The sequence below is a fragment of the Leptolyngbya sp. ST-U4 genome (assembly GCF_039962215.1).
GTDB lineage: Bacteria > Cyanobacteriota > Cyanobacteriia > Elainellales > Elainellaceae > Leptolyngbya_A.
On the sequence record NZ_JAMPKZ010000032.1, the window covers coordinates 1 to 13,253 of the forward strand.

The window sequence follows — 13,253 nt, forward strand, 5'->3', positions numbered from 1 at the left end:
AGTGTAAATCAGGACAGTGATACGCCAAATACTCCTCTGATTGATGTTCCAAGAGCGATTAATTCCGCAGAGTTTGTCACTCGCATTGAGAACATTACTACGTCTTTGAGAAATCCTGAAGTTGCGGCTGCTGTGGGGAGTGACGCCGAGGTGATGGCGTTGACTAGCCGTTTAGAACGGTTAACTCAAACTTTGAGTCGTCAGGAAACGGTAACACCTGAGAGTGCGATCGCAATTAACAATCTCCTGAACCGGGTAGAAATCCTCAGTTCTCCTCCCACGCCTTCCCCCGTTACTCTGGTTTCACCCCCGAATTTCACCTTCGCACCAGAATCTCAGCCGTTAGTTGGGGTTATCGATACTGGCTTTAGTGGAAATAATCCAGATATCGACTATTCACGAGTCACATTAGGACGCGACTGGATTGATAGTGATAGTAACCTGTTACTAAAACCCGGTGAAGGTTCTGGAAAATGGGCAGATTCTTTAGTTGAATTTGTAGATGCAGCCAAACAATCAGAACAACCTAATGCTGTGGTTAATCTCAGTTTAGATTTAACACAGATTAACCCCGATGGCAGCATTACTACCCGCTACGAGTTGACGGTGCAAGAAAAGGCAGCCCTTGCCTACGCCCAACGGCATAATGTATTAGTTGTCGTGTCTTCTGGCGATCAAGCAGGACAGATGTCGGCTCTAGGTAAAGCTTCCCTAGAACTCGATAACGTGATTACCGTAGGTGCAGCCGCACGAGTCAATGATGCTGTAGCTCTATCAAAAGCCTATGACTTAGCAGAGAATTCTGGAAGTGGTGCAGCTCTTGATATTCTGGCTGATGGAAGCACCAAAGAAGCTTCTGCTCAAGTAACCACTGCAATTTCCCAAGTCTGGGCAGCGAATCCTAAACTCAATTACACGCAAGTCATTGATATTCTCAAGCGGACTGCGACTGATTTGGGTACACCCAATTGGGATATGCAGACAGGCTCAGGATTACTCAACATTATTGCTGCTGTTCACTTAGCTAAAGCAACTGAGCCAGAACTCTATACAGTTAAGCCGGGTCAGCGGACAATTACGGATAACTTTATTTCTCAGCCCAGTCAAGGTAAACAGTTGCCCGGAGATCCTACTCATCCGGCTGCTACCTTACCCGGAATTCCGCAAACAAATGTGGATACGGGAGCTAACAGTATTGCAGATGCAACGCAACTCTTCCCTTCTGCCACTGTCGATATTATCGATCAGGTCAGCAGTATTGACCCAATCGATGTTTTCCGAACAGATAGTCGCTACTTGCAAGGGGCTGATTTCTCAGTTCTTGATGGTGAATTGTCCATTCAGTATCTAAGTCCTGCTGGACAACTGCTAGGAACTCAAGTGTTAGGTAAGGGAAGTCACAAGCTGCAATTACCTGCAAATGTGAGCGGTGAGGTTGTGATGAAGATTGAGCGTCGCAATCAGAACCCAGCTACTTATATGCTCTACGGGTTCGAGAGTACCGCGCCGCAACCTTTCAAGATTGATTTGGAGTTTGAAAGTCTGTTAACGCCTAGCCAACGACAAATTCTAGAAGCGGCAGCCAAAAATGTGGCTTCATTGATTGGTCAGGGTTTACCAACGGCAATTGTAGACGGCAAGATTATTGATGATATCAACATCAAAATCTCTACGGCGGGGCTAGATGGCGCAGGGGGAACCCAGGCGCGCACAAAGATTGACTTTATGCGCTATGGTTCATTGTTGCCTGCACAGTCATTGGTGCAGTTTGACGCAGGAGATATTGCTGAGTTAGAGCGTTCCGGGCAGTTGTTTAGCGTGGCGCAGCATGAGTTTCTGCACGCTTTGGGCTTTGGCAATCTCTGGGAAGCTAAGGGTTTGGTGGATTATGCTGGTACACCGTTGGCTCAGTATAACGGTAAGCAAGCGGTTGAAGAATTCTCAAAATTAGGTGGTGCAACAAATTATGTTCCCTTAGAAACTGAGGGAGATGGTTCTGCGAACTTACACTGGAATGACGCATTATTCCAGAATGAGGTAATGACTTTTGATTTAGGCTCCCAGCCTGGGGAAAATGGTCAAGTTACCTCACCCATCAGCGCTGTTACCATTGCATCTCTCGGTGATTTAGGTTATCAAATTAACCTGAATCAGGCTACACCAAACTGGGGTTTGTTTGGTGAGAAATTTCACCCAGAAAATGTAACGGAAGAGTGGCTTGAGGAACAGTGGAAACGTCAAGCTGAGGTAGATTCGAGACTTCGCACCGATAAGGAGATAAACCTTCCTCTTATCGATCCAGCTACGGTAGCACCAGAGATTTGGGCGCACGCGGAAAGGGGGCCAAATGGGCAGTATTATGATTGGCAAAATTACCTGGTTACTATTGACGGTGATAGCCTCAGCGCAGTTGCCCAGCGCACGATGGGGAATGCCGACTACTGGAAATGGATTGCCGATCGCAATGGGATTTATGATGCTCCGTACTGGATATATTTAGGTGACACGATTCAAATTCCCGTTCACCGCCCTAATTATGAGCAAGAACAAGAGGCTGAACGGCGGCGGCGCGAACAAGAATTACGGGATCAGCAGGAACGAGAAGCACGGGAGCGTCAAGAAGCAGAAGAGCGGCTAAGGAACGATCAAGCTGAACGAGAGCGGCTACGGCAAGATGAAGAACAACGCCGGCAAGAGGCAGAAGCTAATCAGCGCGAACTCGAAGAACAAGAACGTCGTTTGCGCGAACAGTTGGAACGTCGGCGGCAACAGGAAGAGTGGGAACGAGAGCAAGCACGTCTGGCAGAGCTAGCGCGACAAGCGGAGATTGCACGGCAGCAGGGTAAGGGTGGTTTGGATTGGTATTTCGCCAAGTCTCTCCCTGAGTTTGGACCTGTTGATCCATTTGAAACATCTTTGACGGGTGAAACAGTTGGAAACTTAGTGCCTGATGACTACTACCGATTTACCCTTTCCCGTGGCGGTCGGATTACGGCTGAGTTGAGACAGCTATTAGCTGACGCAGATTTAGTACTGTACGATGTGCGGAACAAGCCGATTGCCTATTCAATGCGGGAGGGAATTACAGATGAGCAAATTATTGCTGACTTGATTCCTGGTACTTACATGTTGCGGGTCAATAGTCCTCAAGGTATGACGACGGATTATGACTTGATTGTTAAATTTCAACACAAGCTTTCTGCTACTCAAACGCAACCTTTACCTCCGGGTTGGCGACCGACTAGCATTGGCGGTAATCCTAAAACTCCTCTTCATGCTAATCCAACTGAAGCGAATCCTTTGCGCGGTTTCCTTCATCCTCTCAACGGTTCTGGAACTATTACGCAGGGTAATGGTGGTTTGACTTCACACACAGGTCGGGCGCAGTATGCTTATGATTTTGGTGTTCCTATTGGTACGCCAGTTTATGCAATGCGATCGGGTACGGTTGTTGGCGTAGTAGATGTGCATCCCGATACAGGTGGCGGTTACGAAAATCGGAATAATTTCAACTATGTTCTGATTGAGCATGATGGTGGTTATCGTTCTGCTTATCTGCATCTGAAGCAAGGATTCAATTCTCGAATTGGTCTAAAGGTTGGAGATACTGTTAATGCAGGGCAGTTAATTGGCTACAGTGGTAATTCTGGTTGGAGTACGGGGCCACACTTGCACGTTGAGGTTCATAAACCTACTGCTGGCGGTTACTTTGGGCAGACGGTTCCGTTTGTAATTGGTGGCGATGCTGCGGGTGATGATAATTCCAGTAGTGATGATTCTGCGACTGATGATGATTCGAGTAGTGATGATGACTACGACTACGATGAGGAAGATGATAGCTTACCAATAGGTCAGCTAATTGCCAATGAGGTAGTTGAGCTTACCAGAGAAAGCTTAAAGGGACTCAATCAAGCAATTTCTGATGGAATCAGAAGCCAATTTGACGGTATTATCAACTCTCTGCAAGATAAAGTTGATGAGGCTGAGAAGAAAGTTACCAACTTGAAATCTCAACTAGAGAGCAAGACAGATGGCATCATTGACAGCATTTCTGGTAGCGTAATTGGTGGTTTGAATGCAACGGCTAAAAATGAGTTACGCAATGCCATTAATGAAGTTACGGATGGTGACTTTTTAGGAGGTGCAGCCTCTGTCACTCAAGCGGTACTTGCCAAGTTAAGTAGTATCGGCTTAGGTTTTGTTTCTGGGCTTATTGAAGGCTGGATTGATGACAGAATCAATGACGCATTTGCTCCTGTAGAAGAAGCTTTAAAGACAGCGAATCAAGCGCTTCAGTCGGCAAAAGAGGAACTTAACAAAGTAAATGAGGTAGTTCAAGAAATAATTGACCAGGCGATTGACGCTGCTGCTGACCAGCTTAATGAGTGGACTCCTTATGTTGCTAATCTTGTACAAGCACTGTTTTATGCTGGCGAGGAATGGGTTAATAATTTAACAAATCCAGAATTCTGGATGAACCCGGAACTCTGGAAAAAGTTTGCTGAATTCGTTACAGGACTGTTAATAACTGCTATTGTTTCTTACATAGCTGGGGCAATAGCTGGGGCTATTGGTACTGCGATTTCTGCTGCTGGTTTGGGCATTACTATTCCTGCTGGACTTGCAACAGCTGCCGCCATTTTTGCAACTATTATGGGGGCATTGATCGGAGCTTACATGAGTCGTGATGAACTGATGACACTCTATGAAAGTGCCAAGACAGCCTTTACTAATTTGAATGAAGGAGCTAAATCTTCTACAACAGATGAACAGTTACAGTTTGTTGGTGAAAGGTTTGCCAGTGAATATAGTGATGCACTCGGTAAACTTGTCACTATTGTGGCAAATGTTGGTGTTGGAGCAAGAGCTGGAGGAGCAGGAGCTAAAGCAGGTTCTTCTATAACAAACAAGCTGTTAAAAAGCAGAATTAACTCTCTTGCGAGAGTTAATCGATATGGAACTTCTTGGCCTAAAGGCGATTTGAATGCCGCCATTAAAAATGTTGCAGGCTCAGGTGCAAAAGGAGTACCATCAGGCACAGGAAAGATACTTTATAAAAGTCCTGATGGAAGCAAACAAGTTGTACAAGATCCTGTAGGAAAATATTTTAGAATACAAGATCTGACCAATACAACTAAGCGGTCTTATTTAGATCAAAATGCCAACTCAATTATGCCTAACAATTTGCCCAAGGATGAATATCAAAGGCTAACACATTTTAAGTATCAGGATTAGGTATGAATGAGCAATCACTTAGCCGTAGGCGAACAATCTGTGTGCCATTAGATTGTGTAGCTATGCAAGATTTGGATTTTGATTGTGCATCAGAAACACAGATACTTGAACTTAAGCTGACACATTTAGAGTTCAAGAAGTTGTGGGATATTGGAGTTTTTGCAGCAATTAATGATAGTTGCTCATCACTTATCGACGACTTTGAGGATGACTCAATTTTAGGGATAGAGAATCTCTACAATTGCTTGAAAGCAGTAAAGTTGGTGACTAATAGGGATGGGGTACAAGATCTAATGAGTCAGCTAGAAGACTTGGTTCAAGAAGCTATAAACAGAAAGACGGGAATTTATTTTTTCCTGTGAGGCAATATGCCAGAATTGTGAGTTTTCTCTTCCGCCAACTCGCCGCCGACTTACCCCCGACATCGAACAAACTGCCCTCAAAGACGAACCCAAAGACTGGTTTATCAAAACCGCCGACTTTGGGGACGACTGCGACAGAGTTCTGCAACACCGCGACGGTGAATTCACCCAACTCCTAGAAGACATCGCCTGCTACCATCAAATATTCCAACAAGGCTATGACAAAATCATTCTCTTGCGTCCCCCCACCTACAACTGCCCACGCCCGTTGCTGCGCCCTCCTGCAAGAAGCACACCAACAAGGCATCATCGAGCTAAATACAGCAGAGAATTGGCAAATTACCCCAACCGTAACCTCCTTAGCTGATTGTGTTTGGGATAATCCCCACGCCACCACCCTCGCAAACCAAATTCAAGCCACTCCCCAAATTTTGCAACAAAGTGCCAGGGAAGTAGCCCCTCATCTGCTTTGTCAGCACTTAGAAGTAATTAGTAATACTTGTCATCAATGGTTTGACTCGCTTACTCTAAATTCACAGAATAGTGTCTTGTTATTAGCAACCAAGCAAACCATTTTTGAGGTTTTACAAACTATCCTGGGCATCAAAGCACCAGAACCAACAACTGTCAATTAAAGGGTTATGAAATTCAATAATTGTTTCACTCCTATCCACACCCCATAGAAAGATTGTAATGCTGTGTGGTTGAGTGACTTTTGGAGGAAAATATAGATTATGTCCCTCAAACCAGTTAGCTCAATGAGGAGCGCCAGATGCCTATAGGACAACCTGAATTTGCCTTAAATCCCGAAAATCGCGTTCCTGTAATTTTATTACTCGATACTTCTGCTTCTATGTCGGGTGAACCTATTCAGGAGTTGAATCGCGGGATTGCTGCTTTTAAGGAAGACGTACTGAAAGACACCAAAGCTTCATTAAGCGTGGAAGTTGCTATTGTCACCTTTGGTGGTTCAGTGCAGTTAATTCAAAACTTTGTAACAATCGATAAATTTACTCCACCCAAACTAGAAGCGAATAGTCGTACACCAATGGGAGAAGCGATTGACTATGCGTTGGATTTAATCGAAGATCGTAAGGCGACTTATAAAGCTAACGGCATTCAGTATTATCGGCCTTGGATATTTTTAATTACGGATGGAGCGCCCACTGATAACTGGCGGTTGGCAGCGCAGCACGTAAGAGAGGATGAAGCAAAGCGCCGACTCTCTTTCTTTGCAGTAGGTGTGCAGGGTGCGGACATGGAAATTCTTAAACAAATTGCTCCCGTTGAATTTCCACCTGCTCTGCTAAATGGCTTGGATTTTAGATCGCTGTTTGTCTGGCTAAGTACATCTATGAAGCGGGTTTCTACCAGCAAGATAGGGGAAGCTATGGCTTTACCACCTGTAGGATGGGGCAACATTACCACTTAGAGTTTGAGGATATGACGTGGTTTGGAAATCAATAACGCGTTCCTCAATTGGAACCACACACAAACAGCAGCAGAAACCTTGTCAAGATTATGGGTGCTGTACTATCTGTCACAGTGTAATACTGGGAGCAGTTGCTGATGGTGCTGGTAGTGCTAAGTTCTCTGATATTGGTGCGAAGTTAGCAGTTGAAACAGCACTAGATGAACTCTTACAATTGGGAGAATACACACTCTATTTGCATTGTCCTCCTAAACCTCTTCCTGATGAGCAAGCCAGAATAATCTTTGCTAATACTCTAAAGGAAGTAGTAGCAGCTTTAGAAAAAGAAGCTGCAAGTAGTAGTTATTCTATTGATGACTTAGCTTGCACGTTATTAGTGTTTATAGCTACTCCAAATTGGATATCCGCTATGCAAGTTGGAGATGGATTTATTGTCATACATCCACAAGAAGAAGAGTATCAACTACTTTTCTCCCCTGACAAAGGGGAATTTATCAACGAAACAACATTTGTTACCTCAGCAAATGCTTTAAATGATATGCAAGTGTGCGTAAAATCTGGGAAGCAAAGCTTCATTTGTGCTTCAACAGATGGACTGGAAAGGGTAGCAATTCAGATGAACAACTGGACACCGTTTTCGCCCTTCTTTAAGCCACTGGAAGAATACTTATGGGAAACCAGTAATCCCGAACAGAATGACGAATATATTAGAAACTTCCTAGAATCTGATAGATTAAATGCCCAGACTAATGATGATAAGACATTGCTTTTGTGCCTTTACGACTGACAGTAAAATTGTATGACAGTTCTTTTTTGTGGCAGTACAAATAAAAAGATAACGCTAACTAATCAAATTGCCAGGAGTGGTGAAGGTACTGTTTGGAATACTGATTGGAGTGGCTATCTAGCAAAAGTTTACCACTCACCGCACCACGAACGAGTTAATAAGCTAGAGGTGATGGTAACACATCCACCGAAAGAGCCAAACTCACACCTCAACCATTTTTCTTTTGCTTGGCCTAAGTCCTTATTAAAAGATAGTAACGGTTGGGTGCTGGGCTTTTTGATGCCAGCCATAAGAGAAGGAAAAGAACTCATTGATATTTACAATCCACACCGTCGCCAGCAGTTGGGACTTGAGATTAACTGGTATTTTCTCCACGCAACGGCAATGAATATTGCCTCAATTATTCAAGCACTTCATGTTGAAGGCTATGTTTTAGGCGATATCAAGTCACAAAATATTTTAGTAAATAATTGTGCTTTGCCTTCTATTATTGATACAGATTCTTTTCAGGTTTGTCATCCTAATACTGGAGAAATTTATCGTTGTTTGGTTGGTTCAGAAGGCTTTACGCCAGTTGAATTGATGGGAAAAGATTTCCACATTACAGATCAAACTGAAGTTCATGACCGTTTCCGATTGGCGGTGATTATTTATCACTTGTTGTTTGGCAATCATCCTTTTCAAGGACGATGGACAGGAGCAGGAGATTCTCCAGATACCAATCAACTAATTAACCAAGGGTTTTGGCCTTATGCCCCAAACAGCTTAATAGAGTTGGGGCTATGGGCTAATCCCCTAAATATTGTCCATTCTCAGATTCAGCAATGTTTTAAAAGATGCTTTAACGATGGGCATACAAAACCTGATTTACGTCCAACAGCGGGCGAGTGGGTTAAGGCACTCAAAGTGGCGATCGCTGATTTAACACCTTGTAGTCAGATGACAAACCACTACCATAGCCTGAGTTATGGCAAGTGCTACTGGTGTGAATATGCAAGTAAACTAGGAATTGATATCTTTCCTGATGTTACCATACAACCACAGTCTCGTACTACTTCATCTTCCTCGCAATTTAAAGTCTTAGCTGCTGATAACATAGCGGAATTGGTTAAGCACAAGGGGCAAGAGATTACAGTAGAAGGAAAAATTGTCAGTATCAATGACTATGCTCAAGATAATAAGTTTATTCTTAATTTTGGTAAACTTGCATCATCAGATAAAAAATTAGGTTATTTTAGGGTTATTATATCTTCCTCTAACGTAAAAAGTATAGCTAATTTTTTAAATCTAAAATTTAATTCTTTAAAAGATTTAATAGGTCAAAATGTAAAACTCAAAGGAATTCTGGAAGTTCATCAAAAGAAAAATCGTTGCTATCCTCAATTTTTTCTAAAATATCCTAGCTTAAAAATAGCTAATAATCAAATAAAAACTAATAAATTAGCAGCTAAAACTGTTAACCATAACTCTACACAGAGCAAGTCCACGAAAAATTATTATCAATATTCTCCAAAGACTAAACCAGCTAAAACCGCGCATTTAACATCTGCATTGCCCCAAAATCAACTAGCCGAAACCTACTACAAAGACGGGCTTGCTCTCGCCAAGCTAGGAGATTGTTTAGGGGCTATAGATGCTTATAACCGTTCTCTAGTTCTCGATCCTAATAATGCTTTAGTCTACCGCAGTCGGGGGAATGCCTACGTCAGAACTGACAATTATTACAAAGCTATTAATAATTATGATCAAGCTTTGCGCCTAGATCCTAGAGACGGTATTGTTTACTACAATCGTGGTATTGTACGCGAAAAGTTGGGGGATAAACAGGGAGCAATTGATAATTTTCTGAAGGCTGAAAATCTTGGTATTCAATCGGCTAGGCGAAAGCTCAGACAGCTTGGGCGGTAGCTAAAGTAAAAGCTCATTTCCTAAACACCATAGATCCTGCCAATCGTATGTCATACTGGCTACTGCATCTAGATGACGGTGAAATGGACGGCGTATATAACGAATAGTGCCATTACTATTAGATTCATCTGTTAATTCAGGCACTTCTACTAATGCTAAAATAAAACTGTTTGGCTTGTTCAATGAGGTTATAATTTCCGTTTTGGTGACAGATAAGGTACTTGTACCGGGAATGCGAACCTTTAGGTTAATAAAACGTAACTGACCCGTTTTAGGAATACGTGATTCTATATCATAGCCGCACCTTTCTGCACTCACGTCTCTTGGCTCAAATCCCTGTTTTTTTTCAAATCTAATTACTGCTGCAATAGCTAGTTTTTTTACTCGCTCTAGTTCCTGAGTTAAGGCAGAATAATTAGGTTGATTATTACCTTTAAGACGTTGAATCAAACCAATAGGTACAATTAAAGCACCCCCAACAATCACAGGCTGCTGAGGTAATAATTGACGCTCCTGTTGTAACTCTTGCAATCGCTTGTGCAAGCGCCCTTTAAGTTCATCTGCTCTACGTTGAGCATTATCAGAATTGAGTCTGGCATTTACCTTTCCAGTCTGTTCTTGTAGTTTTAGTTTATTGGCTTGATTTTCCCAGTGATTAATTTCTGTATTTAGCCGCTCTTGAACGGCATTTATTGTCTTTGTAATTCTCTCTATTCGGCGTTGCTGCACCTCTTGGTAATGCTGACGACTGAGATGAGCGATCGCATAAGCTTGTGCTTGTTCCTCAATCCCTTTTTGTAGGATTGAACTAGCCTCCTTAGTTATTTGAGCAACCAAAGATTTTTCTGATTGTTCAAGGGGGCGATAATCAAGATAAGGAGCATATCCTGCGCTGTAAGCTTGACTTTTTGAGTCTATTTCTACATAAAGCATTTGCATAGATACTAATCGTAAATTCCCAGAGGCATCTTTACGGGCATCCTTAATCGTGTGTTCTAAGTAAACTAAAATGCGGACTTGTTCGCCAAGGTCGCTTTCATCTACAAGAATACTTCCTTGTTTGAGGATGGTACTGTGAGGTTCTAAGATTAAATCAACTGTAGTATCTAATAGTGGATGACCTGGATAAACAAACTCAGCCACAGCTTTTCCTCGGAGGTGAGTCAATTTTTTGTCAAAACAAATATGACGATAATGATTTGTTAATCGATTGCGAATATTAACTGGAATAAAAGTAATCTCATAACGTCCGTATTGTTCTCTCTGTACTCTGCCACCCAACCGTTGAAACGCCTCTAAGAAGAAATCAGATACGTAGTAAGGTTGTAATTTGTGAGCATCAGCCCGTTCTATATCTTCATAAATTTGACGAATCTTAGAAACATCCAGCGCATCATGAGTTAAAGAGCGTTCTTGAAGTAATTCTTGAAGCCGTTGGCGATTAAATCGCTCCTCAATAACTTGTTCGAGTCGCGCTTGCACATCTGGACGATCGCCATAGCGGATGGCATCAATCAATAACTCTTGTAATTCTTTACCATTTATTGCTTCTCCTAAGATATCAAATACTTTGCCACCCAAAGCTTTTCGCGCTTCTTCTAGTTTTTCTAGTAGAGTTAAGTAAACATCCCCTTCTCGCGTTCCCTCTGCTACTAAATTCCAGAGATGACAAACTTCTGTTTGTCCAATTCTGTGAATCCGACCAAATCTTTGTTCTAAGCGATTGGGATTCCAAGGTAAATCGTAGTTAACCATTAAATGACAGGATTCATGTAAGTTAATTCCCTCGCCTGCGGCATCTGTAGCTACTAAAATTTGTACTGTGGAATTTTCGTTAAATGCCTTCTGTATTACCTGTCGATCTTCTAGTTTTATCCCCCCATGAATTGTTACTACTGCTTGATCGTCTATAATTCTCTTCAAACGGTAGACTAAATAATTCAGCGTATCTCGGTGTTCTGTAAAAACAATTATTTTCCGTCTCTGTCCCTGAGAATTAAACATCTCTACATTGTTTCGTAATAGCTTGAATAGTTCCTCCCGTTTCCGATCTATCCCACTATCTAGTACCTGCTGGGCAAGGATTTCTAATCGCTGCAAGCAATAAATCTCTTCTTGGAGTTCAGCAATGTTACGAGCGGCTGTAGCTTTATCTACAAATTCATCTTCTAGTGATTCTAACTCCTGACTCGGCAAATCTTCTAATTCATCCCAATCCGGGCAAAGTTTGGCTTTAACTAGGTCTTCTTGTTTACGTAATTTATCTTCTAATCGCTCTCTTCTGCGTCGTAAAGATTGGTAAATAGCACCTGGAGAAGATGCTAACCGTCTTTGTAAAATGGTTAGTGCAAAACCTATACTTCTCCTATGTCCTTCCTCTAAATCTTTGGCCCGATCGAATTCTTCCTCTACATATTTTGTAACTTCTTGATAAAGATCCTCTTCCAAATTTGAGAGTCGATAAGTAACAGAATAAGCTCGGCGTTCTGGTAATAGCGGTGTACCGTCTAACTTTACCAAATCTTCTTTTACCATGCGCCGCATAATGTCGGAAGTGTCGGTAACTTGAAAGCCATTGCGAAACTTACCTTCAAAGCGATCGCGATCTAGAAGTGCCATGAAAAGCTGAAACTCTGGCTTTTTGCCATTGTGAGGTGTAGCGGTCATTAAAAGAAAATGCCTGGTAATCCCCGATAGTAACTGCCCTAACTTGTAGCGTTTGGTTGGCTTGACTTCATTCCCTGAGAAGGAAGCAGACATTTTGTGAGCTTCATCGCAAATAATTAAGTCCCAGTCACTTTCTCTTAAACTTTGTTGCAGTTTTTTATCCTCACTTGATTTGTCACGTTTTAATTTATCTACTCTGGCAATAAGCAGAGGCATTTTGTCAAAAATGCTTCTGCTAGCTGTTTTAATGTGTTCGTTGGTTAGAATTTCAAAACTTAATTGGAATTTCTCGTCCAGTTCTCGCCTCCATTGTTCCGCTAAATTGCCAGGAGCGACAATTAGACAGCGCTGCAAATCGCCTCGGATCATTAGCTCTTTAATCAATAGCCCTGCCATAATGGTCTTACCTGCTCCAGGATCGTCAGCTAGTAGAAAACGTAAAGGTTGCCGGGGCAACATTTCTTGATAAACTGCTGTGATTTGGTGAGGATAAGGTTCTACCAGTGATGTATGAATTGCCAAAAAGGGGTCGAAAAGATGAGCTAAACGAATCCGTTTTGCTTCTGACACGATACGAAATAAAGCTCCATCTGCATCGAACCGCCAACGAGAATTCTTTTTAACAATCTCTAAGTTGGGTTCATCCCACCGATACAGCACGCGATCTCCAGGGCGACCGCTATCATCTTCTCTGTAGATAACTGAGACACTATCCGAGCCAAACCAAGCAACATCAACTAATGTAACTACACTGTTTAGCAGGATTCCTCTGACCTTAACGCCGCGAATCAATTCTTCAAGTTGAGTCATTCTGAGCGTTACCGTTTTTCTCTTTGGGCATAAGTAATCGTTGATCGTCCGG

Annotated in this window: 7 protein-coding genes; 6 read left to right on the top strand and 1 reads right to left on the bottom strand. The window is 42.5% G+C overall.

The features are described 5' to 3' along the window. Nucleotides 1-105 precede the first annotated feature (105 nt). The 6 genes from NDA02_RS24005 (at nt 106) to NDA02_RS24030 (ending at nt 9,724) form a co-directional block, all read left to right on the top strand. Entirely contained in the window at nt 106-5,235 is a 5,130-nt protein-coding gene (locus NDA02_RS24005) for a peptidoglycan DD-metalloendopeptidase family protein (protein WP_348256059.1), read from the top strand. A 2-nt stretch (nt 5,236-5,237) separates the two neighbouring features. Further along, a complete protein-coding gene (locus NDA02_RS24010) occupies nt 5,238-5,597 on the top strand; it encodes a hypothetical protein (protein WP_348256060.1) in 360 nt (119 codons plus the stop codon). 218 nt (nt 5,598-5,815) lie between these two features. Further along, entirely contained in the window at nt 5,816-6,232 is a 417-nt protein-coding gene (locus tag NDA02_RS24015) for a DALR anticodon-binding domain-containing protein (protein ID WP_348256061.1), read from the top strand. Nucleotides 6,233-6,369: 137 nt separating this feature from the next. Further along, nucleotides 6,370-7,029, top strand: a complete 660-nt coding sequence (locus NDA02_RS24020; protein ID WP_348256062.1) for a VWA domain-containing protein — start codon at nt 6,370-6,372, stop codon at nt 7,027-7,029. A 16-nt stretch (nt 7,030-7,045) separates the two neighbouring features. Further along, nucleotides 7,046-7,816: a PP2C family serine/threonine-protein phosphatase gene (locus NDA02_RS24025; protein ID WP_348256063.1), complete on the top strand. Its 771-nt coding sequence runs from the start codon at nt 7,046-7,048 to the stop codon at nt 7,814-7,816. 12 nt (nt 7,817-7,828) lie between these two features. Beyond that, nucleotides 7,829-9,724 carry a tetratricopeptide repeat protein gene (locus NDA02_RS24030; RefSeq protein WP_348256064.1) on the top strand — a complete coding sequence of 632 codons (1,896 nt, stop codon included), beginning with the start codon at nt 7,829-7,831 and terminating at the stop codon, nt 9,722-9,724. On the opposite strand, the gene NDA02_RS24035 is transcribed toward NDA02_RS24030, so the two are convergent. After that, nucleotides 9,725-13,201 carry a helicase-related protein gene (locus NDA02_RS24035; protein ID WP_348256065.1) on the bottom strand — a complete coding sequence of 1,159 codons (3,477 nt, stop codon included), beginning with the start codon at nt 13,199-13,201 and terminating at the stop codon, nt 9,725-9,727. Nucleotides 13,202-13,253: the final 52 nt, after the last annotated feature.

Excerpts from the sequence above, each read along its gene's own strand:
- NDA02_RS24030 (WP_348256064.1), top strand. The coding sequence starts at position 7,829 with ATGACAGTTCTTTTTTGTGGCAGTACAAATAAAAAGATAACGCTAACT.
- NDA02_RS24015 (WP_348256061.1), top strand. The coding sequence starts at position 5,816 with ATGACAAAATCATTCTCTTGCGTCCCCCCACCTACAACTGCCCACGCC.
- NDA02_RS24010 (WP_348256060.1), top strand. The coding sequence starts at position 5,238 with ATGAATGAGCAATCACTTAGCCGTAGGCGAACAATCTGTGTGCCATTA.
- NDA02_RS24020 (WP_348256062.1), top strand. The coding sequence starts at position 6,370 with ATGCCTATAGGACAACCTGAATTTGCCTTAAATCCCGAAAATCGCGTT.
- NDA02_RS24035 (WP_348256065.1), bottom strand. The coding sequence starts at position 13,201 with ATGACTCAACTTGAAGAATTGATTCGCGGCGTTAAGGTCAGAGGAATC.